The following is a 24,493-nucleotide window of genomic DNA, read 5'->3' on the forward strand; positions in this document are numbered from 1 at the left end:
GAAGGAACTCTCTCACCATGGCGACCATTCTCGTTGTAGATGACGAAATTGGAATTCGAGAACTTTTGTCCGAGATTCTCGGCGACGAAGGGCATGCTGTGCTGCTTGCTGAAAATGCAGGTCAGGCACGCGCACTTCGTGACCAAGAGCAGCCCGACCTGGTGTTGCTCGACATCTGGATGCCCGACACGGACGGTGTTACTTTGCTGAAAGAATGGTCAGTGAAAGGACTGCTGACCATGCCAGTGATCATGATGAGTGGCCACGCCACAATCGACACCGCTGTTGAAGCCACGCGCATTGGTGCGCTTGATTTCCTGGAGAAACCAATTTCCCTGCAGAAGTTGCTGGGTGCCGTAGAGAAAGGTTTGGCGCGCGGAAAAATGGTGCAATCGGCTCGCGCGCTGATGCAGTCCCAGCCCAAGTCCAACGGCATGGGTAGCACTTCCAACCAGGCCAGTGGCGCATCTGTTTCTGCAAGTGGTGGTGTGGCCACAGCGCCCGACTCAAGCCCCTTGGGCCAAGCTCTGGCCGAGTTGTCGACACTCGACCTGGATGCCCAACTGCGCGATGCCCGTGATTCATTTGAACGTATTTATTTTGAATACCACCTGCGCCTGGAAAATGGCAGCATGACGCGTCTGGCCGAGCGCACCGGCATTGAGCGCACGCACTTGTATCGCAAACTCAAGCAGCTGGGCGTAGAAGTAGGCCGCACCGCGCGCAAAAATATCGCATGAAAATTATCATCGTCGGCGCCGGGCGTGTGGGGGCCAGCCTCGCTGAAAGCCTGGTGTCCGAACACAACGACATCACCCTGATCGATCCGGACCCCAGGGTACTGGCGGATCTTCAAGACCGCTACGATTTGCGTACCATTGCTGGCAACGGCGCTTTGCCGCGCGTGCTGAAACAGGCAGGCGCCGAGGATGCCGACATGCTGGTGGCGGTAACCCGCAGCGATGAAACCAATTTGGTCGCCTGCCGCATGGCTGCACTGATGTTCAATGTGCCCCGCCGAATTGCCCGTGTGCGCTCGCCTGAAATGATGGAGCAAGCCCATTTGCATGGTGACGAGGGCTTTAATGTGGACCACGTGATTTGCCCGGAGCAAAGCGTGACCAATCACATTGAGCGCCTGATCGAATTTCCCGATGCTTTGCAGGTACTTGATTTTGCCGATGGCAAGGTGACGCTGGTGTCGGTTCGCGCTTACGCTGGCGGGCCTTTGGTGTCGCACCCCATTGAAGACATTCGCAAGCACTTGCCCAAGGTGGATGTTCGCATCGTGGCCCTGTTTCGCGAAAACCAGCCTGTGGCCGTTGAAGGCTACACGATGATTCAACCCGGCGATGAGGTGTTTTGCCTGTCGGCCACTGAGCATGTGCGCACGGTAATGTCTGAATTGCGGCGGATGTCCAAACCGGTCACCAAGGTGATGATTGCCGGTGGCGGTAACATTGGTTTGCGCCTGGCCCGAAGCCTTGAAGAAAACTACCAGGTGAAGGTGATTGACGCCGACCGCAAGCGTTGTGAAGACCTGGCGAATCAGCTGGGTTCGCGCACGCTGGTGTTGTACGGCGACGCAACCGATGAAGACTTGCTGGCCGAAGAAAATGTGCAAGACGTAGACACCTTCATTGCACTGACCAATGACGATGAAAACAACATCATGTCGTCGCTTTTGGCCAAGCGCATGGGCGCACGCAGGGTAATCGCCCTGATTCAGCGTAAGGTATATGCCGAGTTGGTGCAAGGCGGGCAAATCGATATTGCACTGGCGCCTTCGAATGCCACACTCAGTGAATTGCTCAAGCACATCCGCCGGGGAGATGTGGTGGCCGTTCACCGCTTGCGTCGCGGTGTGGCGGAAGCAATTGAAACCATTGCGCACGGCGATTCGAAATCGTCGAAAGTGGTGGGCCGTGCCATTGAAAAAATCGACATGCCCAAGGGTGCCGTGATTGGTGCAATTGTGCGAGGTGACAAAGTAATCATGGCGCACCACGACACGGTGATCGAGGCCGAAGATCACATCATTACTTTCGTAGAAAACCGCAAACTGGTGCCGCAGGTGGAAAAACTGTTCCAGGTCGGTGTGGGGTTTATCTAAAGTGGCGCGTGCAGCATGAGGAATTCGCTTTTTCCAGTGCTGGGTGTATTGGGCTTTGCCGTGGCCTTGTTCTCGGTGGCGTTTTTGGTGCCGCTGACTTACGCATTTGTAACCGATGAACCCACGGTGCATGCATTTGCCACAGGTTTTTTAGTCACCTTTGGCATTGGTGTCACAGCACACGTGTTAACCCGCCGCTTTCGCCGGGAACTTCAACCCCGCGATGGTTTTCTGTTGGTGTCTACGGTGTGGTCGGGCTTGCCTGCTTTTGCCACCATTCCCATGGTGCTGTTTTTTGATGATCTCAGTGTCACGGATGCCTATTTCGAAATGGTGTCTGCGCTGACCACCACTGGCGCTACGGTGCTCAGTGGCCTGGACGACATGCCTGCCAGTATCAATATCTGGCGACATTTGTTGTCATGGATGGGCGGCATGGGCATTCTGGTTTTGGCGGTGGCCATTTTGCCTTTGCTGGGTGTGGGTGGTTCTCAGGTGTTCAAGGCCGAGACCCCGGGGCCCATGAAAGACAGCAAATTGACCCCCCGAATCACGGAAACAGCCAAGTCGCTGTACATGGTGTACTTGATGCTATCAGTGGCTTGCGCAATCAGTTACAAACTGGCGGGCATGACCTGGCTGGATGCGTTTTTGCACACTGGCACCACCGTGTCGCTGTCAGGTTTTTCGTCGCATGATGCAAGCTACGCTTACTTCGACTCAGCAGCCATTGAAATGGTGGCGGTGGTGTTCATGATGATCGCAGCAGTGAATTTCTCGATTCACTTTTTGGCGTGGCGCGGCAAATCATTTCGCCCCTATGCAAATTGCCCGGAAGCCAAATGGTTTTTCATGTTGATGTTTGGTGCGGTGTCATTGATCACCGTGTATTTGCTGGCGCATCAGGAATACACCACGTTCAGCGAGGCGTTCAGGTATGCGCTTTTCAACACCGTGTCGGTGGCTACCACCACAGGTTATGCCAACACCGATTACAGCCAGTGGCCCCTGTTTGCACCTTTGCTCATGATTTTTCTAAGCATGTTTGCAACCGCAGCAGGCTCGACAGGTGGTGGCATCAAAATGTTGCGTGCCGTTATTTTGTTCAAGCACGCCATTGGCGAGTTGTCCCGAATTCTCCATCCGCGCGCAATCAACCCGGTACGTATTCGCGGTTCAGCAGTGAGCCCGCAAGTTATTTTTGGTGTGCTGGCTTTCATGCTGATGTATGGCATGAGCGTGATCACCATCACCATGTTGTTGATATTTACAGGGCTTGATCCAATTTCTGCATTGACCACAGGAATTTCAATGATCAATAATCTGGGCCCTGCTTTGGGTGAGTTTGGTCCTGTAGACCATTACGGTGCCTTGGGCGACTTTCAAACCTGGCTTTGTTCATTTGCCATGTTGCTCGGCCGCCTGGAAATGTTCACCATTCTGGTGCTGTTCACGCCAGCCTTCTGGCGCAAATGAAAACGCGGCTTTTTCTGGTGCCTGGCCGCGACCCGGAAGCACGAGCCCGGCGAATTGAAGCACTGCTTTCCGAGCAGGCCGGCGTTGGCAAAATTACCTTGATGGCCAGTACCGAAGTTTTTTCCTATGCCTCGGTGGAGGCTCAGGCAGAGTTGTTTCGTCTGGACACTGAGCGCAAAGCGCGCGGCATTCATGTGCTTCGGCTTAGCCCCGGTTGCTTGTGTTGTTCCTCCAAACTGGTGCTGACAACCCACCTAGCTCGTACCTTAAGATTGAATCAACCCAATGTATTGTTAATGGAACTGGAAAGCCAAAGCCACCCGGAACAGGTGTTACAGTTATTAAAAGAGCCTCAATGGATTGATTGGTTTGCCGATATAACACTTGTGGAGGATGTTGCGTAAGGGGTTAGACGCCCAAGGCGTGGCCTTGAAATTGCTAGATAGATCACCATATTCAACCTGAAAGTATTATTTGGAGGTTTGCGATGTTAATGATGATTGATAGCCCCTTTTACTGCGTGGTGGATTTGGTCATGAGCGAGGGGCAACCCAGCCTTGGCATTGAAATCGTGGACAAGAACAATCAGCGCGAACTGTTTTTGCAGGGCGATGCGGCTGAAAAATTCCGCGAAGAGGTGAAATACCTTGCCGCCCAAGAACCCGATATCGACGACATTGAAGCTTTTATCGAAAGCTACAAACCCTGGATGCAACACCCGGTTACGTTGCATTAAATCCTGAGTTGAAAAATCCATGGCCGAGACGTTTGCGCTCGGCGTGGTTGCCGAACCTAGCCCCCTCGACGGGATTGCTCGAGCTACGCCACCTCGATGGGATTGCCGAAGCAACACCACCTCGACGGGATTGCCTGATTCCGCACAGAAAACCGCTTGATCCCTTGTTGAATTTATTCTTGCTCACCGAGCTCGGCAAAACACCTGGCCGAGTCTCGGTGTTGGCTATTCGCCAAACGCTGCGAATGAATTCACAAGGGGCGGTTTTCTTGAATGTGCGAAACAGGCAAATCCGCTGTCGAGGTGGCTCAGGCCTCCTGCAAGCTTGAGCACTTGGCTTCCTAAGCGAACCTCGGCTTGGCGTGAGTTTCGCGGCTCAACATCAAACTGACAATTGATGTGCCCACCCAAACCGCCAGCACCAGCATGCACAAGGTCATGCCGGCTTTTGAGTAAGCGCCGGTAATGTTTTCTGCAGCCGCATAGTGGTCAAGAATTGCACCCAGCACGGGTTGCTGCACCAGTGGGCCGACCATCACACCCAGGTTCACAATACCCACTGCGGTTGCGCCCAAATGGTGCGGTACGGACTCTTTGACGTAACCGAAGCTCAGCACCATGGAGCCACCACCAAAGGCCGTGGCCCAAAGTAAAACGGAAACAAGTGCAATCGGAAGTTCAGGTTGAATACCCAGAACAATGAAGCCGCTGATGGAAAAAATTGCACCCAAAAAATAGGGCAACTTGCGTTGTTTGAGTTTGTCGGAAAGTGCTCCAAAAAACAGGCTACCGGCTGCAAACGCGATCAGCATGCCGGTGATGATCAGTGAGGCCTCTTTCACGCTGAGTCCATGCCAGGTGGTCAGGTAGGGCACGCCCCACAGGCCGGTGAACGTAAGAATGGCGCCGCACACGCCACTGGGAATCCAGAAAATCAACCACACGGCGGGAAAGCGAAGTGTGTGGCCCAAGGCGGTGAGCAAAGGCAAGGTGACTTCATGCGCGGGGCGTTTGGCGACGTGGTTTTTGTAGCCGCGTTGTGAGGGCATGTCGCGCACGTAAATCCAGATGAGCAGGCCCAGAACAACGGCAATAATTCCACTGGCACCCATCACCATGCGCCAGCCAAACAAATCAGAAAGCGCACGCAAGGGCACGCCGGCCAGTACCGCACCCATGGTGCCCACGGCCAGGCTAACGCCCGACATACTGGCAAAACGCGCTGGCGAAAACCACTGGGCCACCAACATCAGCATGGAAACCCAAGCCACTGCAACTGAACCACCGACCAGGCCACGACCCACTGCGGCCCAACCCAGAGTGGGCGCAAAGCCGAACATCAGCGCGCCAACACCGCCGAGTATGCAGCCCGCAGTCAAAATTTTGCGGGGACCGATTCGATCGACCAGCAGGCCGACGGGTATTTGCATGGCGGCGTAAAAGTAGAAGTAAAACGCAGACAGGTTCCCCAGCGCTGCGCGGCTGAGGTCAAATGTGGTGCTAAGTTCTTCGGTAAGTACGCCGGGTGTAACGCGCTGGAAAAAACCGAACAGGTAAAAAGCAGCAGCCAGGCCCCAGATAATGAACGACATCCGCAGGGGCGGCGGGGAAAGGTGATTGGGTGACATGGTTTTGTTCTTGTGGTGACTTCAAACAGTGTCGCATGTGGGCGCGCTTGTGCCACTTGGGTGTAACCCGAGGGGTTCTTTGCTCAACTCGGCGTGGTTGCCAAGTTGTCACCAACTCGCCGGGGTTGCTCGATTCCGCACAGAAAACCGCTTAGTCCCTTTTTGAAGCAAGGCATTCAATTCACCCAAGCCCGACAAAACAGATGGTCGGGTCTTGGGTGTCGCCGGAAGGCGAGCATTGAAGTCTTGGTTCAAACGGGGCGGTTTTCTTGAAGTGCGGGACAAGCAATCCCACTGCCGAGTTGGCTCAAACCCGCAGAGTGCGCGCATCTGCTAGTTCGGTTCCCAGGTCTCCCGAGCAGCGTTTCTCCACTACAACGCGACTCACCGCTCGATTTTCAGCCCAATCGGCGGCGGTGTTTCGATCGCCTCGCCTTCAAGAAAACCTGCCCGTTTGAATTCACCCGCCACGGTCGGCCGCAGGCCGGCACCGAGACTCGGCCCGCTCTTTTGCCGAGCGAGGTGAGTCAGGGTGAATCTCAAAAAGGGACAATCAGGTTTTCTGGCGAGAGATCGGAACCCAAGCCGATTAAACCAGCACCGTGTTGTTCCACGCCGCCATGGCCAGCGCCGCGCGCTGCTCAACCACCTTGGCTACATTGGCCACCCCGTCCAGCCCCGCAGTCAGCCATGTGCCGCCCACCGCTTGCACGGCCTTGATTTCACGCCACTGCGGCAGGTTCTCAAGTGTTACGCCACCTGTGGGCACAACGCGTGCCGCGGCCAATGGCGCTGTAATGCCAGCAAGGGCTTTGGGGCCACCAGCCGCCATGGCCGGGAAAAATTTCAGCAATTCAAACCCCAGTTCAAGCCCACGCATCATTTCCGATGCAGTGGCCACACCCGGCACCCAAGCATATCCCTTGTTCAAGGCATGCTCGGCCAGCACTTCCGTTAGGCCAGGCGAAATGAACAGCGTTGCCCCCAGGTCAGCGGCTTGATCAAACTGCGCTGGTGTCAGCACGGTGCCGGCAGACACATTCATGTCGGGAAAGCGTTGGGCTATTTCACCCAAGGCTTGCAGTGCTTCCGGGGTGCGCAGCGTAATTTCAATTTGTGTAATACCGCCCGCACACAAGCCTTCGGCGATTTCCAAACCCTGTTTTACATTGGGAATCACCACCACCGGCAAAACACCTTGTTGTAACCAGTTGCGGGTGCGTTCGGCTCGAGTGTCGGGGGAGGGTTGCGTGTTCATGGCTTGTCCTTGTTTCATTGGGGGAACAGGTTGCTTGCGCCTTCCTCGGCACTGCTAACTGTGTTTCTCCACACCCGGAAATATCCGCGGCCGTGGCTGACTGCTTGCGCGGGTGTGGGCATGGGTTCGCGCAGGCTCAAATCGGCCGTGGTGTGCAGCACGCCTTCAATGGCATCTACCCGTACCACATCGCCATCGCGAAGTCGCGAAATAGGGCCGTCGGCTTTGGCTTCCGGGCACACATGAATGGCCGACAACACCTTGCCAGAAGCGCCGCTCATTCGGCCATCGGTCACCAAGGCAACGGGCAAGCCTTGGTCTTGCAGAATACCCAAAATGGGCGTGAGCTTGTGCAACTCGGGCATGCCGTTGGCACGTGGGCCTTGGTGGGCCAGTACGACCACCACTGCTTCGGTCAGTTCGCCGTTGTTGAACGCATCGATCACTTGGTGTTGGTCGGTGAACACGCGGCAAGGCGCTTCTACAAATCGGTGTTCCTGTTTCACAGCCGATACCTTGCACACACCGCGACCCAGGTTGCCTTTCATCAGGCGAATGCCGCCGTCGGGCTGGAAGGGGTTGGTGTGGGGGCGCAGCACATCAAGGTTGCGTGAAGCGCCGGGTGTGCGTGTTGAAAAGGTTTCTGCCGTGGGCAGTACTTCAGCCACGGTGTTGGCCATGGTGGTGCCCCACACGGTGGGGGCCTCACCGTCTACAAAGCCGCCGTCAATCAGTGTGGCCAGCAAGCCGGCAGTGCCGCCTGCAGCCTGAAATGCATTTACATCTTCAGTACCGTTGGGGTACACCCGTGTAAGCAGCGGGGTGACGCTGGAGATGATTTCAAGGTCGGTCCAGTCGATCAAATAGCCTGCCGCGCGGGCCACGCTCACCCAGTGAATGGTGTGGTTGGTTGAACCACCCGAGGCCATCAGGCCGACCAGTGCGTTCATCAGGCAGCGGGAATCAACCAGTGTGCCCAACTTCAAGGCAGGGTTGCGCGTGGCGCTTTCAAGCGCGCGCACGCTTTCACCGATCAGCGCCTTGCGCTGTGGGCTGCTGGGTAGTTCGAACGCGCCGCCCGGAAACTGCAAGCCCATGAAATCGAGCATCAGCTGGTTTGAATTGGCAGTGCCATAAAACGTGCAGGTGCCCGGGCTGTGATAAGCCTTTTCCTCGGACTGCAGCAGGTCTTCGCGCGTGGCCTTGCCTTGCGCGGCCAATTGTCGGGTTTTGGCTTTCTCGGAATTGGACAGACCTGTTTCCATGGGCCCGGCGGGGATAAATACAAAGGGCAGGTGGCCAAAGCCCAACGCGCCAATCAACAAACCAGGTGCAATTTTGTCGCAAACGCCCAGCAAAATAGCGCCGTCGAATACATCGTGTGAAAGACCGACACAGGCGGAAAGTGCAATGACATCGCGTGAAAAAAGCGACAGTTCCATGCCTTCCCGACCTTGGGTTACACCATCGCACATGGCCGGTGTACCGCCTGCCACTTGGGTGGTGGCACCCAGTACGCGCGCGTGTTGTGCAATTAATTCAGGGTAAACCGCAAATGGCTGATGGGCCGACAACATGTCATTGTATGCAGTCACAATGCCCAAGTGCGGTGACTTGTGTAATGAAATAACGCGCTTGGTACTGCTTGGGTAAATTGCGGTGGTGTGGGCCAGGTTGGCACAACCCACAGCAGTGCGGTTTTGTGGGCCATGTGGCAGGCTATTCAAGTAGGCTGCGCGCGTGGCTTTGGAACGTTGTTCAATGCGTTCGCGAAGCGCCTGCAATGTGGGGTTCAAAGTAGTTGCCATGGCGCAAACCTCGAGAAGATAACTTGTGAATGTGCAGTGTTTGTAACATAATTACAAAAAACTAGCAATTAATGTAACTAACTTGATCAACTGATCTGGAACCTAAAATGACCGACAATTCCCCCTTGCCCGTTGGCGCTTTCACCTTTGTGTTGCATGGGGCAGGCGGCGATTTGGCCAAGCGTAAAATTATTCCCGCACTGGGACACTTGGCAAAATCGGGATACTTTTCTGCGGAATCCAGAATCATTTTTGCACAACGCGAAGCCCTGAGCCCTGAAGAGGCTTTGGCTCAAGTCGATTCGTTTCTGAAAGCTGCGGGCGATGAAGCAGCACGGGAATCGATTCCGGCTTTGCTGCCTTACCTGCACACCTTGCAAGTGGTGCTGGGCACGCCCGAATCGTGCAGGGCCATGGCCAATGCAGTGACCGGCAGCCCCGAACCTGTGGTGCATTACGCTGCCCTGCCTTCTTCGCGATTCATTGATTTGATCAATTGCATTCCCACCGTGCGGGATCCGTCCAGGCTTCGTTTGGTTCTTGAAAAACCCTTGGGTTTCAATGCCAAAGAATCAGCACTGATTGAAGAAGCTGTGGCCGCCAAACTGGATGAATCACAGGTTTATCGAATCGATCATTACCTGGGCAAACAGGCGGTACAGAATTTGTTGGCACTGCGTTTGGGCAATCGGATTTTCGAGCCATTGTTGACCCGCGAACATGTGGCCCATGTGCAAATTACCGTGGCTGAAGACCTGGGTGTTGAAGACCGCGCTGGTTTTTACGAGCATGCCGGTGCGCTGCGCGACATGGTTCAAAGCCACATGCTGCAGTTGCTGGCCACGGTGGCCATGGAACCACCAGTCAGTCTGGAAGCAAATTCCCTGCGCGATGAAAAGCTGAAGGTGTTGCGATCACTGAAAGTGCCGCAGGTCACCGGAATTCCGGAAATTGTGGTGGGCCAGTATGGCGAGGGCTATGTGAAAGGCCAGCCTGTGCCCAAGTACCGCGACGAGAAAGGAGTGGCTGCAAATTCCACCACCGAAACCTATGTGTCGTTTCGCACCGAAGTGCAAACCTGGCGCTGGGCAGGCGTGCCGTTTTTAGTGCGAACCGGCAAACGGATGCCGCGCCGCTTCGCGGAAATCGTGATTCAGTTTCGCGATGTGCCTAAGCCTTTGTTCGAACCCGTGGGTGGCCAGTGGGTGGGTAACCAGTTGGTGATTCACCTGCAACCCGAGGACAAACTTGAACTGAAGTTGCTCGCAAAAACGCCGGGCGAACGTGAACGCTTGAAGCCAGTTTCACTGGACCTTGATTTTTTCAACACCTGGCGCATTCCTGTGCGCGATGCCTACGAGCGTTTGATCACCGATATTTTGCGTGGTCGCTTGGGCTTGTTTTTGCGCCGGGATGAGGTACAAACACAGTGGCAATTTGTCGACCGCATTTTGAATGACTTGAAAAGCCACAGCATGGAACCTGTGCCTTACACCAGCGGCACGTATGGCCCCTCAGCGGCCACTGCCATGGCGATGCGGGCCGGTGCAATTTGGTCAGAGGATGGATTGTGAACAAGCAATTAAACGACGAAGAAAAAGACTCTCAACTGCGCGACGACATTCGCCTGCTGGGCGCGTTGTTGGGCGAAATAATTGCCGAGCAACAGGGCTTGCCCGTGTTTGCGGCCATTGAAGAAGTGCGCCAGTTGTCGGTGCAGTACCGCCGGTTTGATGACAATGCAGCGCGCGCCAAACTGGAAGCGCGACTTGAGGCCTTGACTCAAGATGAAACCATTTCGCTGATTCGCTCATTCTCGATTTTCTCGATGTTGAGCAACATTGCCGAGGACTGCCATTTGATTCGCCGCAACCGCCAGCATGAGTTGGCCGGAATGCCCGCGCGTGAGGCCAGCCTGGATTACACGATTGCCGAGTTGAGCCGTGTCGGCGTGAATCGCGACGCTGTGCTTGCGCGTTTGAAGAAAACCGAATCAGTGCCAGTATTGACTGCACACCCCACCGAGGTACAGCGCAAGAGTGTGCTGGATGCACAGCAAAGCATCATTGCGTTGATTCGCCACCGCGATGAAATTCAATTGACGCTTGAGGAAGCCAATGCCTGGCGTGATGAGCTGAAAGCAGCTGTGCAGCGCCTGTTTCAAACCCGCTTGCTGCGCCGAAACAAGTTGAGTGTCATAGACGAGGTGAATAACGCACTGGCCTATTTCGATTCCACTTTTTTTGCCCAGGTGCCGCAGGTGTACCGCAAGTTGCAAAGCCTGTTGAGCTTGCCCAGTACCGATAACTTTTTGCCGGTGAATGAAGACCCGCTGGGCAAGGTGCTGACCGTGGGCTCGTGGATTGGTGGCGACCGCGATGGTAACCCGTTTGTGACTGCGCAGGTGCTGGACACCACGCTGAAAATTCAAAGCCGCAAGGTGCTGGAGCATTACCTGGCCGAGGTGAATTGCCTGATACGCGAATTCAGCGTTACAGATTATTTCTTGAAGCCCAACCCGCCATTAACGGATTTGGCCAATACATCGGGCGAAGACTCAGCCCACCGCATGGACGAAACCTTGCGCCGTGCCTGCGTGGCGATCCGCAACCGGCTTCAAGCCACCTTGCAACAAGCAGTCCAAGGTGAGTGCACGGCCCAGGCCTATTCAAGCCCTGCCGGTTTGCTGTCCGATTTGAATACCCTGTTCAGCGCACTGAGCGAGAACGGCATGCAGCGGATTGCCGAAGGGCGACTGGCTCTGTTGGCCCGCAAAGTGAAGGTGTTTGGTTTCTCGCTGATGGCGCTCGATTTGCGTCAGAACAGCGATGTGTTCGAAGCGGTGGTGGCCGACCTGCTCAAGCAATCCACCTTGGGAAAAACCGATTATTTGGCCAGCAGCGAGGCTGAGCGCGTGGCTTTGTTGTGTGCCGAGTTGCGCACCCCCCGTTTGTTGTTCAGCGATTCTTTGCAGTACAGCGAACGCACGCATTCGGAAATGGCAATTTTCAGAAAAGCCAAATTGGCGCATCAGGTGCTGGGTGTGTCGGCCATTCAAAATTGCATTATTTCCAAAACAGCGTCGGTAAGTGATTTGCTTGAGTTGGCGGTGTTGTTGAAAGAAGCCCATTTACTCAATGTGGCCACTGGTGAATTGGCGGTGAACATTGTGCCGCTGTTTGAAACCATTGAAGACTTGCAGGCCGCCCCTGTAATCATGGCAACGCTGTTTGACATTGCCGAGTACCGAGCCTTGGTGGCCTCTCGCGGGCATGTGCAGGAGGTGATGCTGGGCTACTCAGACAGCAACAAGGACGGTGGTTTTGTCACTTCCGGTTGGAGCCTGTACCAGGCCGAAATTGGTTTGGTGGATGTGTTTGCAAAACACGGTATTAAAATTCGCCTGTTTCACGGCCGGGGTGGCTCTGTGGGTCGTGGTGGCGGTTCCAGTTACCACGCCATTTTGGGTCAGCCACCGGGTGCGGTCGACGGCCGAATTCGCCTGACCGAACAAGGCGAAGTGATCGCCGCCAAGTACGGCATTGAATCGCTGGGCAGGCGCAACCTGGAGGTGTTGGTGTCTGCAAACCTGATGGTTTCCGAACACACCGAACTGACCCGTGAAGTGCCAAGCAAGTACCTGGAACTGATGGCGAAGTTGTCGAACCATGCCTTCAATGCCTATCGGGATTTGGTGTACAACACCGATGGTTTTCTGGAGTACTTCAAACAGTCTACGGTGATATCCGAGATTGCCAGTTTGAACATTGGCAGCCGCCCTGCTTCACGCAAAGCCAATTGGACCATTGAAGATTTACGTGCCATTCCATGGGTGTTCAGTTGGGCGCAAAGCCGTGTCATGCTGCCAGGCTGGTATGGTTTTGGCACAGCGGTGGCTACGTTGCGCAGCAGTTTGACTGAAGCGGAATTGCTTGACCTGCAAGCCATGGCCAAACAATGGCCATTCTTCAACACCATGCTGTCCACACTGAACATGGTGCTGGCCAAAGCGGACATGGCGATTGCATCGCGTTATGCCGCCATGGTGGAAGACGCTGCACTGCGTGACAAAGTGTTTGGCCGCATTGCCGCCGAGCATGCACGTGCCGTGGAAGGGCTGTTGTGGCTGACTGGGCAACAAGAATTGCTGGCGGACAACCCATTGCTGAAACGTTCCATTGAAGCGCGTTTTCCGTATGTCGACCCGCTGAACCATGTGCAGGTTGAACTGTTGCGCAGGCACCGCCAGGGCGAACTGGATGAGCGCGTGGCGCGCGGCGTTCACCTGTCGATCAACGGCATTGCCACTGGCTTAAGGAACAGTGGCTAGCAGGGAGTGAATTGTGGAAACGGTACAAATTGCCAGCTGGAATGAGTTTGTGGCCTTGACCTCAGAATGCGACGGTTGGGCGTTTCGGGGTTTGCAGGATGCGGACTGGTCTTTGCTAAGTTCTTTGTCCCGCTACTTGCACAACTATGTGCCCGACAAAGCCACCTGGCGTTCACGGGAAGAGCGCGCCTTCCGGATTTTCCGTCGCAAAGCGCACAATTATTTGCCCGATGCCAGCGTGCTGGATGACGATGTTCGATGCCTTGCACTGATGCAGCATCACGGTGCGCCTACGCGCATGCTCGATTTCACCAAATCGCCTTTCGTCGCTGCATTTTTTGCGCTGGAAAGGGCGGTTAAAAATTCGGCGGTATTTGCGCTGGACACGCCCCGTTTGTGGATGGCCACACCCAGCAACAATGCCACCCTGCACCGTGACATGATTGATCCAAGAATTCAGGGTAATTTTGAGCGTTATTTTGCATCGAACACCAACGACATCATGTGGGTGGGTGAGCCCGATCGAATGGACGGGCGATTGGTGGCGCAGTCGGGTACTTTCGTGGTGCCCGGTGTGCTGGACAAGCCGATCGACGAAATCATTCAGCACTATGAGACGGGCCCTGCGATGATTCGCAAATTTGTTCTGCCCGCCAGCCTTCGCAAGGAAGCCATGTTGGCGCTTTACCGAATGAACATCACCCACGCCACGCTGTTCCCAGACCTGGACGGACTGTCGCGGTCAATTGCCTATGAACTTGAAATAACCTGGCCTGGGCATGCCATGGCGGTAAAAAAAGCGGAGTGAAATCAGCTTCGGCTTTCCTGGCGGTACTCTTCAAGCTTGTTGCCCCGGTAAACCTGTTTAAAGAAAATGGGTGTCAGGAAGGTGGTGACAATGCCCATTAACACCAAGGTTGAGAACATGGTAGGGCCAATAAAGCCGTTCTGGTAGGCAATGCCGGCCACCACCAGTTCCATCACGCCACGGCCGTTGAGCACCGCACCCAAGCCCATGGACTCACGGTGGCCCATGCCCACCATCAAACCGCCCAGCCAGCCCGCGAACAGTTTGGTGACAATCGACACCACGATGACGATGAATGGGAATTCCCATTCGCTGAGGCTGACCAGTTGAAGTTCAAGGCCCAGATATGCAAAGAAAATAGGGCCCAGAAAACCGTTGGTAATTGACCCGAGGGTGCCTTGCAGGTCTTTGTAGCGCGAGGCGATGAAGTGTTTTTTGTCCAGAAACAGCGCACCAAAAAATGCACCAATCACAAAGTGAAAACCCAAAGCCTCACTGATGGTGCCAAACACCAACACAAACACAATCACGATGCCGAACAAAGCCTCAGGACCAAATACCTTGATCATGGATTCTGGCAAGGCCTGCACATTCACATTGCGTTTTTCGAGCCAGTTCAGCAATTGGTTCAGCCCCACCACCACCAGGCCCATGGCCATCAGTTTCAGGGTGGCTATGCCCACGGCCACGCTGGCGTCGCCCAGTGTGAGTGTTTCAGGCAGGTTCAGCACAATGCCCAGAATAAAAAGCGCAGCCACGTCGTTGACCACTGCGGTGGCCAGTGAAAATTTGGCAATCGGGGTGTGCAAAATTCCGAGGCTGTCCATCAGCTTTACGGCCACAGGCAATGCGGTGATTGAAATGCACAGGCCCAGAAAAATCATGCGCATGATGTCCTGACCAAATGCTGCCGCAACCAACACACCACCACCGAAGGGAATGAAAAAGCTGATGGCTGCCAACATAAGCCCGCGCCCTTTCATGGCGCCCACAATGTCGGAAAAGCGCATTTCAAGGCCGGCATTCAAAATGATCAGAAACACAGCCAATTCAGTCACACCGGCAAGGGCTTTGTTGGGTTCAATCAAACCCAGAATGGCCGGGCCCAGCAATACCCCGGCCAGAATTTCACCGATCAGCTCGGGCTGGTTGTAGCGCGCAAACAGGCGGCCGAACAAGCGGGCGACCACAATAAGCAATAGCAAGCTGGACAGCAGTGACATAGGGAAATTTACAGAAAGATCGCGATTGAGTTTACCACTGGCAAGCCTAGGGTTAACTCGGAGAACTCAATGTGGTCAAATGTGCTGTTTCAATCTTTTGACGTGGCGTTGTATGTCCGATTCTGAAAAGCACCTGGAAGAAACCTGCATCACCAGCACACGCGTGTTTGACGGGCATTTGATGAAAGTGAACCAAGACACGGTGCGCCTGCCCAATGGCGAACAATCGGTGCGCGAATACACGGTGCACCCGGGTGCAGTGGCCATTATTCCCATTCTCGATGATGGTCGCTTTGTGATGGAGCGGCAATTTCGCTACCCTTTGCACCGCGTGTTTCTGGAATTCCCGGCCGGCAAAATTGATCCCGGTGAAGACCCTGCTGCCACCGCGCATAGAGAATTGTTGGAAGAAACCGGTTATGTGGCACAAACGCTTGAATACATCACCACCATTCACCCGGTCATTTCTTATTCCACCGAGAAAATTGAACTGTATGTGGCGCGTGGCTTGACCCTGCAAGAAAGACAGCTGGACCACAATGAATTTCTGGACGTGGTGCTGGTTGAACCTGCCGAGTTGATGCGGCAAATCAAGGCCGGTGACGTGAGTGATGTGAAAACGATTATTGGGGCGTTTTGGGTGGCACAAACCTGAAGTCGCACAGCGGGTGTTCTTGCGCAATGGTTTGCGTGCGCTGCAGCTGCAAGCCCCATTGGGCAGCCATTTGGTGGTCCAGGCTGCATGCTGCATGGCGGGTTAGTTCAGGTACACCCTGGCTTTTGAAGTAGTTGGCCAGCGGGCAAAGGGTGACATCGAAGACCACTGCATTACTGTCGCGTCGCACAGTTCTTGCAAACGGTTTGGTGAACATCACTGCGAACATCAGGTCGGTGAGCCAGCGTGCGCGAGCCAGTGCCTTTGCACTGCGCAAGCGTGACAATTTGAACCCCAATTCAATGGGTGGACCGAACACTTGCCAGTTGATGGTTTCAATCAGCTGGCCTGCTTTGGCGGGGGGCATGCCTTGTTCAAGCGCTGCGCGGTACAAGGCCACATCCCATTCCATGTAGCGAATGATCAGGCCCAAGCCCAGCGTGTGTGGTGGGCGTGTGTGTTGAATGCTTTGTTGAATGCATTGCGCAGTTTGCCAAAGTTCGGCAGACACTGCAGGTTTGGCTTGCCTGGCAAAGGCATGGTTTGGAAGGTAAAACAGGAGCGCATTGAACGGGCTCATGGCGATGCTTTAAAACTGAAGGTCGCGCACATACGGGTTGCTTCGACGTTCCTGGCCAAAGCTTCCCTCTGGTCCGTGGCCAGGAATAAACACGGTGTCGTTGCCCATGGGCCACAAGCGGTTGCGAATGCTGTCGATCAGGGTTTCATGGTCGCCACCGGGGAAATCGGTGCGGCCCATGCTGCCCACGAATAAAACATCGCCCACAAATGCACGCTTTGCTTCTTCGGAGTAAAACACCACATGGCCCGGCGTGTGGCCAGGGCAGTGGCGCACATTCAGGGTGCAATTGCCAATTTGTACTGTGTCGCCATCGGCCAGCCAGCGGTTGGGTGTGAACGGTTTACTCAATGGAAAGTTGAACATGCGACTTTGGTCGGCCAGGCGATCAATCCAGAACTGGTCGCCCTCGTGCGGCCCGATGATGGGCAAGTTTAATTTTGCCGCCAGCTCGGCCACGCCACCGGCATGGTCGATGTGCGCGTGGGTCAGCCAAATGGCCTGCAGTTCAAGATTGCGGTCTGCGATTGCTTGGGTGAGTTTGTGCAGGTCACCACCTGGGTCGATGATTGCGGCCTTGTTGGTTTCACTGCACCACACGATTGAACAATTTTGTGCAAAGGGTGTAACAGGAATGGTGTGGTAGCGAAGCATGTGGCGTGTGGGTGAATACAGTGGAGATATAGTAGTGAAATTGTGGTGTTGATTCAAATTAACCCGGTTCAATTGATCAAGAAGAAAGGGGGTTCGAGTTTATGGGAACAGCGGCATATCGCAGATTTCTGGTGGTATTGGCTGTGGCATTCGCCGTGGCGTTTGCCTTGGTGTGCATTCCGCCGTTTATCCAGAACCCAGACATTGTGGGTGCGTTTGCGGGTGGTTTTGTGAACCCCTATGCTTCGGGTTATGCCATGGACATTTTCTTCACCTGGGCCGTGTTGGCCGTGTGGGTAATGTACGAGGCCAAAGTGAAGGGCATTCGCTACGGTTGGGTGGCGTTGCTGCTGGGCGTAGTACCCGGTGTTGCCACCGGGTTTGCAGTGTACCTGTTGATTCGTTTGAATCAGGAACAGGCAGCCGCTTGAAATTACACCGCCAGCGGATGATCGGCCATGTCGTGATTCACATCAGCGTGGCCTTGTTCATCTTTGCGCACGGCAATGACCACATCGCGCAACTTCGCATCGGCGGGTAGTTTGTAATAGTCGATTGCAATTTTTGGTGCGGCGATGTTTTCAATTCGCCCTGCATCAATTTCCGCAAGGTAGTCGGTGTAGCTAACCACCGCCTGGTTTTCGAAGTAGCCCACCATGCGGTGAGCGGTTTTCGGGAAGAACACATACAGCACGAAATAGAAGTGCCAAAACACCAGTTGGGCAAACAACACCAACATGCGCTCGCCCACACTGGGTTTTGCAATTTCAATAAAAATCATCAAATGCATGCGTTCGTTTTCCGCTTCTTCAAGCAGGGTTCGAATAGTGGGGCCATAGCCGGTTTTCATTTTCCGCAAGCTTTTCAGGTGGATCCACATGCCAGCCACCATGCCGGGTACACCTGCCACGGTTTCCAGAATGACCGCCCGATGACCGTAGCGTTTGGCAAAGAAAGTGTCGGCAAACCAGCGAAAAAACATGGTCAGCGATTTTGCGAAACGGTCTGAAAAATCTTTGGGGGTGGGTTCTTGAGGCAATGCTTCCATGGGCGCTACTTCCTGAGGTGAGGTGACAACTTGTTTATTTTTTTAATGAGTCTACGCTGATTGGAATGTGGGGGCTAGCCCTTAAAATCACTGCCAAAACACAGAGAGGCTGACTTGTTTGAAGGAAAGGTAAATGAATAAGTTAATGTTCAAGCTAGTTTTTCTCGGATTTTTCTCGGTGCCATCTTGGGCCTTCGCAGACAGCGCCAATGATGAAGAACTTTGTGCGCAGCTGAAAGATGCAAAAACAGAGATGGAAGATACGCTTCTACAGATCAAGCAGAGAAAACAAAATGACTCGGCATTTCTTAAGGCGTTGAACAATAGCCAGAAGCAATGGATGCAATATGTGGATGCGGAATTACTCATGCAGTTTCCCTCGAAGCAGTTCATCGACTATGGTTCTGTTTTGCCGATGTGCCAATGCGTAACCCGACTGGGTTTAGTTCAGGAACGAATTGTTACTTTAAAGCAATGGCTTGAGCCAGTTGTGGAGGGGGATGTGTGTACGGGAAGCAAACGGTGAATCGAAGTTAGCGTAAGCCCCACCAGGCGCCGTGGAGAGGGGCTGCGGTTGGACTACAAACACAATTTGTATTGAGACAGAAAGCCTTGTTCCGTGCAGAATACGGTTGAAGCAACAACTTTATTCAGCCAAATCCATGTTGATCAAAAGTGCAGAAGATCGCGATAGCGACATCAAGATTCTCGAATCATTGTTAAACCACCCTGCTGCATCGGCTTTGACGAAACGCAGCATTGAAAAAGAGATTCGAGCAATCAAGGCGGGTGTGAAGGGCGAAAAGGATGCCGCCTACCAAATTGAGTACCACTACGGCCATGGGAAAAACTGGGCAGTCATTCACGACTTGCGTATTGAACACAAGGGCCGAGTTGCTCAAATTGACCACTTGCTGATTAATCGATTGATGGAAATTTGGGTGTGCGAAAGCAAACATTTTCATCAAGGAGTTTCGATTAACGAACAAGGCGAGTTTGTCTCATTCACTGGTTCCCAAGCTTACGGAATACCCTCGCCTTTGGAGCAGAACCGTAGGCATTGTTCACTGCTTCAAGAAGTATTTGATGACGGCGTGGTTCCGCTGGAAAAGCGTTTGGGTTTTTCGATCAAGCCGGTGATCAAAAGCCTGGTACTGGTGTCCAGTAAAGCGCGGATTACCCGGCCGTCAAAGTCGTTTCCAGGGCTTGATGAGATCATTAAAGTTGATCAGATCAAGGCGAAACTTGACCAGGCAATGGACGATGACAATAACCCCCTAAACCTTGCAAAGTTGGTCAGCAGTGAAACAGTGAAAGCGTTTGCAGAAAGATTGGTGGTTTTGCATACACCACATCAATTTAATTGGTATGGAAAATTCGGCTTGCCAGTGCAAGTTGACGAATCCGCTACTGTAGAAGTTGTAGAGGACGCCGATCCTGAACCCAAGAAATCAAAACTGGCTTGCAATACCTGTGGGACAGTAGTGGCTTACAACGTGGCCAAATTTTGCTGGTTTAACAAGCCGCGTTTTGGGGGCCAGGTTTACTGCTATGAGTGCCAGAAGAGTTTGTAGAAAGGTTTGTAGTCGGGTTTGCCACAGCTCAAGGTGGGTTACTTTACCTTGCCAGCAGTCCACCTCACTTATTCAATTCTCTATTTATGCAAACCGAACGTGGCTATGACCACCAGAATACCTATCGCAATGCATACGGAAAATAGATATCCCAAAACAACATAAACAAACAAGCGACTTGCAACATTGAACCAAAGCGGTACTTGTTTTTGCATGTCGCCAAACCCTCGAATCCTTCTAAAAATGGGTATTGAGATTGCTAGCGAGAAAAGAAGTGTGCGAATCCAGCTTGTGGGGAAATATCGATAGGCAGAGGATTCGAACTCGCTGAAATAAGGTGGACATACATATCGATCGATCACTGATTTGGGCGTTAGCCAGGTCAGCAACGTGAGACTCAATGGCAAGACAACCGGGATAATCAGGATGCTAAATCCGATGATCCACATGGTGATTTCGATTATCTGCATAACTGACCTACACCAGTAGCGCTCAACAAATCCATTTGATTTCCAAACTGATCGTATAGAAATTTGCCGCTAGTTTCACCCGCCTTTTGAGCAAAAAACCCCCCCGCAGCAGATGCAACCAGGGCTACTCCCCAACCTACCGGACCACTAACAACGAGCGCACCAACAGCGACGCTTGCCAGAACACCGCCTGCCGCGCCGACAATTAAACCCAACCCGTCTGCCCAAAGAATTTCATTCTTCTTATGATTACTCCCAGCCGAAGCAATCTTCCCACACGTACCCATCACTCCAAACCCTCGAAGCTGCGTGCGGTGTCCACCAAGCTAAATTCACCTCCGCCATTCACTACCTGGCGGATTCGGGCTTTCACGGCCTTGGGGTCCATGCACAGAATCGTGTCAGGGTCGTGTGAAATAAAGTCGAGCGTTCGCGGGGCTTGGCTGCCTAAAGCCATGCGTGGGTTCTTCACACTGGGGTTCAATGCCAGCAGGTAATCGAGCAAAATTGAGAAGTAAGGCTCTTGACCTGGGCGTACACCATAGCTGTGAGCAATCACGTCGTGCAAAGAATGTTGAGGCTGGGGAATGTAAAAGGCAGGCTTGGTAAGGGACAGTTTTCCAAAGCTGGAATTGAACATGTTCAGGATGGGGAGTTGCTGAACCCAACATTCAATCTTTGGGCGAGGACACTGTCAAAAAATACGGTTTTGAGTCGCTATAAGTAGGTAGCTGTGAGTTAAAACCACCCCTAATACGGTACCCATTCAATGCGAAGAACAAAGGCCACACTGATTTACAAAAGAACCAAGAATCTACGCGCAGTCCAGTTATTGCTTGGTCATTCAAAGTTAGAAAGCACTGTTCGATATTTAGGCATTTAAGTTGATGATGCACTGGAAATTTCGGAACAGACTGAAATTTGATGCCAAGCGACGCATCGTAAGCTTCTTATGCGCCAATTTCTCGCAACACTTCGGGATGACTGACCGCAACTTTGAGCAGGGTTTTTGCCGCGCCGGTTGGGCTTCGGCGACCTTGTTCCCAGTCCTGCAAGGTGCGAACCGACACACCCAGCAAAGAAGCGAATGCTTGCTGAGACAATCCCATTTTGGCACGTGCCTCTGCCGCAGGCGATAACTCAACCTGATTGATGCGTGCGGCCTTGCCTTGACGCATTTGTTTCACAGACTTGAGTAAGTCATCTTGAAATTTTTTCATTTCAGAGTCCATCTTCTACTCCTTTTTTCAATTCAGCTAGAAAGGCGGTTGGAAGGTTATCGAACTTGGCCTTTTTGTACACGATGAGCAGCCAAATGGCTGCTTCAGTCGCATTGAAATAAATTACCCTGGCGCCACCTCGCTTACCTTGGCCAGCGGATGACCAACGAACTTTCCTGCAGCCACCGCTTCCTGGAATGACATCGCCAGCCTCTGGGTTATTGGCAATCCAGTTGATGAATTCAATCCGCTCGGCGTCTGACCACACATCGCTAGCGTATTTTTGAAATATTGGGGTTTCGGCTACGGTTCTCACATCCAAGAATATACGGCAATGCCGTATATTTGGCAATCCCTTGGTAGAGTTAAAGGCGGCATCTCGGCCGAAGCGGACTTCACATATTTCATTAAAAATGACTGCTTGCGACCCTAAACGGCCGTTTGTCATTCGAGGGATCAAGGACTACTTGAGACCTGCTGAAGACTTCGGGCTCTAAAATCCGTTCGGGATACTCGAGACGAAGGAGCTGAGCATTGGGGCTACAGAGTCCAAACGAAAGTCAATTCGCTAGATTGTTTCGTAAAAATCTTTGCGCTGTTTCTCTGATACGAAACGATTCACGATTTCGGCATTTAACTCCTTGGGTAGCGATGCGGAATCAGAGGCAAAGACGGCATAAAGGATGTCTCCAACATACTCTGAAAGCTCTTTAATAAGCCTCGTTGCCTCATTACAGACAGCTTCCTCTCTCACGACATCACATAAATTTAACGCCACAGGTAGGACCGGATTGCTTTGTCCATGGATATGCGCTGAAAGCAAACGGTAAGTATCCTGTTCTTTTCGGGTTGAGTTTTGCTTTAGTATTCCATATCGAGTACCAAATCCTTCCACCGTATTGTTAAGGTATTCAAACAATTCTTTTTTTAGCTTGAATCCATCACCTGTTCGGTTGACGACACTCCATTCAACTGGATGATCTTTGAAGTAAAGCCAAGCTATTATCAAGTCAATTTGAGTGCGCATAGAAAATAGAGCTGGTCGAACTAGACCTAGCGCTATACACGCAGCAGTCTCCCTTATCGTGCTTGCAACGGCATCTAAAATCTCATCGGCAGTACCGGTTCGTTTGAAAGAGTTCAGGAAATTTAGCCACTTTAAGAATGTAGCCATTCCGACTTCCACTTCGTATACAAGTCGAACCCCTGAAATATCAATAGTGCTAACAACGGCATCACGAAGTTTTTGAGTTTGCGCGCTATGAGTCATTTTGCCTACTTTAATGACCAGTCGGTATCACTTTGATGAACAAACTGATTTCGAATTCGGGTAGACAAGTGAAGAATTTCGCTCTGCGGAACAACTCTTGCTAGCTGAGAAAGCCAGTCGGAAAAACTCCGCTTTCCAAGTGATGGAGGCGCTTTAATTCCCCGTTTCATGAACTCAAACCTCAGCGCCTCCGACGCTTCCAGCTTGGTCATCCTTGCCTCAAAAATCAGTAACTGTGTAACCCTTTCAGCCAAACTATCGTCCAAACGGCGAGACAGCCTCTCGGTATTTGCAACATCACCTTTCAAACCTCGACTCTTTTCCTGCTGAATGACTTTTTGCATTTCTGCGACATCATCAACAAATTTAGCAGAACCAGCACTAACAACGGCACGAGCAAATTGAGACAATTCGCTTTCCCTATAGCCAGCCGCAGCTAACAAAAAACAAATACGTGTATAACTCTCACTCATTTAGGAAAGTCCAAGATGTGTGCCCAGTTCGTCAACCACGGCAGATATTCGAGGGGTAATTCGCCACTGCTGCTTCTTGTCAGTAGCAAAACCAGTATACCCCGGAGAGGCTTCCAGTAGCTTTGTAGTGTGCAGCACAGTTGATAGCGTCACTGGGCCAAACCGAGGATGAGCCCGAAGGCTATTCTCAACTGTTGGATCATATCCACGAGTAGGCACACCATTTAGTAGCACAATCAATTTCGGTTTCGGCACTAGATTCGGCAATTCGTTGATGAACTGCTCAAGTAGATCTAGGCCTAATATGGAATATCGATCTGGCCGCACCGGCACCAGAATGTGTGTAGAGGCCATCAACGCACAGAGCGTCAGAAAGGAACTGCTTGGATTGCAGTCAATGCAGATGAGATCGCGTTTTGCTCGAGTTTCAGAAATAAATTTGAGGAACCGATCACGAACAGGGGTTAGAACCGCTTGGTCAGTTATCAATGAGTACTTGACCAAACCAAAATCGCCTGGAATTACTGAAAGATTAATACTCTTGTCGGAGGTGATGTGCCGTAAACCAACACTAACCTCATCAACATCTGGAGGAGGGCCAAGACCAGTAGTTACCGTAAAGATGGAGGCTGTTGGGGCTGGCTCCATAACCGCTTGTATTGTTCGGCGAGCTTGCTTGTGTTTTTCGTACAAAACTTGCGGAATTATGGTCTGAGTCAAATTGAACTGAGGGTCAATATCTACCAACAAAGTCGACTTTCCCAGACGAATGTAAAGATGTCGAAAAACATGAGCAGAAATAGTCGTCTTTCCTACCCCCCCTTTCATATTGAGAATAGATATTACGGGCGAAAGTTTTGGTCCAGCTTTGGTCACACACACCTCCCTTCCCCACCACATTAAAACGGGGGGTATGAATAAGTAAAAAGAAAGTAAACTCCACCTTTAGCATATTTCTCTCAAGGCCACCACCAGTGGTCTTGGTCTCACGCATTGCCTAGCCGTGCAATTCAGAGGATCAATTTTTGTGACGCCTTTTTGCCCGTCTTGATACGGACGATCAATTGCACACATCCAAGAGTCAAATAAGAGCCGCATCTGCAAGATAGCTGATTCTGGGAACCATACCTTGATAGCCTGCTCCGAAAGATTTTCGGCCCTTGCTGTCT

Annotated in this window: 25 protein-coding genes and 1 pseudogene; 13 read left to right on the top strand and 13 right to left on the bottom strand. The window is 52.6% G+C overall.

The genetic code is table 11. The features are described 5' to 3' along the window. Positions 1–17: 17 nt before the first annotated feature. From HKT17_RS00330 to HKT17_RS00350, 5 genes are all read left to right on the top strand, one after another. Positions 18–740, top strand: coding sequence for a response regulator (locus tag HKT17_RS00330; RefSeq protein WP_171096942.1), 723 nt, complete (start codon positions 18–20; stop codon positions 738–740). Next, entirely contained in the window at positions 737–2,113 is a 1,377-nt protein-coding gene (gene trkA / locus HKT17_RS00335) for a Trk system potassium transporter TrkA (RefSeq protein WP_171096944.1), read from the top strand. The genes HKT17_RS00330 and trkA overlap by 4 nt, the downstream gene beginning before the upstream one ends. Before the next feature lie 15 nt (positions 2,114–2,128). Next, the gene (locus HKT17_RS00340; protein WP_171096946.1) at positions 2,129–3,589 is read left to right on the top strand and encodes a TrkH family potassium uptake protein; all 1,461 of its coding nucleotides are present in this window, start codon (positions 2,129–2,131) and stop codon (positions 3,587–3,589) included. Then, on the top strand, positions 3,586–3,993 hold the full coding sequence (locus tag HKT17_RS00345) for a GTP-binding protein (protein ID WP_171096948.1): 408 nt from the start codon (positions 3,586–3,588) through the stop codon (positions 3,991–3,993). The genes HKT17_RS00340 and HKT17_RS00345 overlap by 4 nt, the downstream gene beginning before the upstream one ends. 83 nt (positions 3,994–4,076) lie before the next feature. Then, positions 4,077–4,325: a BTH_I0359 family protein gene (locus HKT17_RS00350; RefSeq protein WP_040511986.1), complete on the top strand. Its 249-nt coding sequence runs from the start codon at positions 4,077–4,079 to the stop codon at positions 4,323–4,325. A 341-nt stretch (positions 4,326–4,666) separates the two neighbouring features. Here HKT17_RS00350 and HKT17_RS00355 read toward each other — a convergent pair whose 3' ends face one another. From HKT17_RS00355 to edd, 3 genes are all read right to left on the bottom strand, one after another. Further along, entirely contained in the window at positions 4,667–5,953 is a 1,287-nt protein-coding gene (locus tag HKT17_RS00355; RefSeq protein WP_171096950.1) for an MFS transporter, read from the bottom strand. A 589-nt stretch (positions 5,954–6,542) separates the two neighbouring features. Beyond that, positions 6,543–7,211, bottom strand: a complete 669-nt coding sequence (locus HKT17_RS00360; protein ID WP_171096952.1) for a bifunctional 4-hydroxy-2-oxoglutarate aldolase/2-dehydro-3-deoxy-phosphogluconate aldolase — start codon at positions 7,209–7,211, stop codon at positions 6,543–6,545. Between the two features lie 14 nt (positions 7,212–7,225). After that, complete coding sequence (gene edd / locus HKT17_RS00365) at positions 7,226–9,019, bottom strand: phosphogluconate dehydratase (RefSeq protein ID WP_171096954.1); 1,794 nt, start codon at positions 9,017–9,019, stop codon at positions 7,226–7,228. A 107-nt stretch (positions 9,020–9,126) separates the two neighbouring features. Between edd and zwf the strand changes: the two genes are divergently transcribed. The 3 genes from zwf to HKT17_RS00380 are packed head-to-tail and all read left to right on the top strand — an operon-like array spanning position 9,127 to position 14,157. Next, positions 9,127–10,593, top strand: coding sequence for a glucose-6-phosphate dehydrogenase (zwf, locus tag HKT17_RS00370; protein WP_008246938.1), 1,467 nt, complete (start codon positions 9,127–9,129; stop codon positions 10,591–10,593). Next, the gene (gene ppc / locus HKT17_RS00375) at positions 10,590–13,349 is read left to right on the top strand and encodes a phosphoenolpyruvate carboxylase (RefSeq protein WP_171096956.1); all 2,760 of its coding nucleotides are present in this window, start codon (positions 10,590–10,592) and stop codon (positions 13,347–13,349) included. Before zwf ends, ppc begins: the two co-directional genes overlap by 4 nt. A gap of 13 nt (positions 13,350–13,362) precedes the next feature. Beyond that, positions 13,363–14,157, top strand: a complete 795-nt coding sequence (locus tag HKT17_RS00380; RefSeq protein WP_171096959.1) for an FRG domain-containing protein — start codon at positions 13,363–13,365, stop codon at positions 14,155–14,157. 2 nt (positions 14,158–14,159) lie between these two features. Here HKT17_RS00380 and HKT17_RS00385 read toward each other — a convergent pair whose 3' ends face one another. Next, a complete protein-coding gene (locus tag HKT17_RS00385; RefSeq protein WP_171096961.1) occupies positions 14,160–15,380 on the bottom strand; it encodes a cation:proton antiporter in 1,221 nt (406 codons plus the stop codon). A 112-nt stretch (positions 15,381–15,492) separates the two neighbouring features. Between HKT17_RS00385 and HKT17_RS00390 the strand changes: the two genes are divergently transcribed. Beyond that, on the top strand, positions 15,493–16,035 hold the full coding sequence (locus HKT17_RS00390) for an NUDIX domain-containing protein (protein ID WP_171096963.1): 543 nt from the start codon (positions 15,493–15,495) through the stop codon (positions 16,033–16,035). Here HKT17_RS00390 and HKT17_RS00395 read toward each other — a convergent pair. Further along, positions 16,004–16,615: an L-2-amino-thiazoline-4-carboxylic acid hydrolase gene (locus HKT17_RS00395; RefSeq protein ID WP_171096965.1), complete on the bottom strand. Its 612-nt coding sequence runs from the start codon at positions 16,613–16,615 to the stop codon at positions 16,004–16,006. The two genes, HKT17_RS00390 and HKT17_RS00395, sit on opposite strands and share 32 nt — an antisense overlap. Before the next feature lie 9 nt (positions 16,616–16,624). Further along, the gene (locus tag HKT17_RS00400) at positions 16,625–17,269 is read right to left on the bottom strand and encodes an MBL fold metallo-hydrolase (protein ID WP_171096967.1); all 645 of its coding nucleotides are present in this window, start codon (positions 17,267–17,269) and stop codon (positions 16,625–16,627) included. 101 nt (positions 17,270–17,370) lie between these two features. Between HKT17_RS00400 and HKT17_RS00405 the strand changes: the two genes are divergently transcribed. Next, positions 17,371–17,700, top strand: coding sequence for a DUF2834 domain-containing protein (locus tag HKT17_RS00405; RefSeq protein ID WP_171096970.1), 330 nt, complete (start codon positions 17,371–17,373; stop codon positions 17,698–17,700). Positions 17,701–17,702: 2 nt separating this feature from the next. On the opposite strand, the gene HKT17_RS00410 is transcribed toward HKT17_RS00405, so the two are convergent. Then, on the bottom strand, positions 17,703–18,317 hold the full coding sequence (locus HKT17_RS00410; RefSeq protein ID WP_171096972.1) for an alternative oxidase: 615 nt from the start codon (positions 18,315–18,317) through the stop codon (positions 17,703–17,705). Between the two features lie 133 nt (positions 18,318–18,450). Between HKT17_RS00410 and HKT17_RS00415 the strand changes: the two genes are divergently transcribed. Both HKT17_RS00415 and HKT17_RS00420 read left to right on the top strand, forming a co-directional pair. Further along, a complete protein-coding gene (locus tag HKT17_RS00415) occupies positions 18,451–18,843 on the top strand; it encodes a lysozyme inhibitor LprI family protein (RefSeq protein WP_171096974.1) in 393 nt (130 codons plus the stop codon). Positions 18,844–18,979: 136 nt separating this feature from the next. Then, entirely contained in the window at positions 18,980–19,891 is a 912-nt protein-coding gene (locus tag HKT17_RS00420) for a nuclease-related domain-containing protein (RefSeq protein WP_171101314.1), read from the top strand. 756 nt (positions 19,892–20,647) lie between these two features. Here HKT17_RS00420 and HKT17_RS00425 read toward each other — a convergent pair. Then, positions 20,648–21,001: a hypothetical protein gene (locus HKT17_RS00425; protein ID WP_171096976.1), complete on the bottom strand. Its 354-nt coding sequence runs from the start codon at positions 20,999–21,001 to the stop codon at positions 20,648–20,650. A gap of 114 nt (positions 21,002–21,115) precedes the next feature. On the opposite strand from HKT17_RS00425, the pseudogene HKT17_RS00430 reads away from it, so the two are divergent. Continuing rightward, positions 21,116–21,244 (top strand): annotated as a pseudogene (locus HKT17_RS00430) (tyrosine-type recombinase/integrase); the annotation flags it as partial. 67 nt (positions 21,245–21,311) lie between these two features. On the opposite strand, the gene HKT17_RS00435 reads toward HKT17_RS00430, so the two are convergent. The 5 genes from HKT17_RS00435 to HKT17_RS00455 form a co-directional block, all read right to left on the bottom strand. Further along, a complete protein-coding gene (locus tag HKT17_RS00435) occupies positions 21,312–21,593 on the bottom strand; it encodes a helix-turn-helix domain-containing protein (RefSeq protein ID WP_171096978.1) in 282 nt (93 codons plus the stop codon). Beyond that, positions 21,583–22,029 carry a hypothetical protein gene (locus HKT17_RS00440; protein ID WP_371815420.1) on the bottom strand — a complete coding sequence of 149 codons (447 nt, stop codon included), beginning with the start codon at positions 22,027–22,029 and terminating at the stop codon, positions 21,583–21,585. The genes HKT17_RS00435 and HKT17_RS00440 overlap by 11 nt, the downstream gene beginning before the upstream one ends. Positions 22,030–22,149: 120 nt before the next feature. After that, the gene (locus HKT17_RS00445; protein ID WP_171096980.1) at positions 22,150–22,851 is read right to left on the bottom strand and encodes a hypothetical protein; all 702 of its coding nucleotides are present in this window, start codon (positions 22,849–22,851) and stop codon (positions 22,150–22,152) included. Between the two features lie 5 nt (positions 22,852–22,856). Next, positions 22,857–23,324 carry a hypothetical protein gene (locus tag HKT17_RS00450; protein WP_171096982.1) on the bottom strand — a complete coding sequence of 156 codons (468 nt, stop codon included), beginning with the start codon at positions 23,322–23,324 and terminating at the stop codon, positions 22,857–22,859. Continuing rightward, positions 23,325–24,200 carry a ParA family protein gene (locus HKT17_RS00455; RefSeq protein ID WP_171096984.1) on the bottom strand — a complete coding sequence of 292 codons (876 nt, stop codon included), beginning with the start codon at positions 24,198–24,200 and terminating at the stop codon, positions 23,325–23,327. Positions 24,201–24,493: the final 293 nt, after the last annotated feature.

It is taken from the genome of Limnobacter sp. SAORIC-580, from assembly GCF_013004065.1.
GTDB lineage: Bacteria > Pseudomonadota > Gammaproteobacteria > Burkholderiales > Burkholderiaceae_B > Limnobacter > Limnobacter profundi.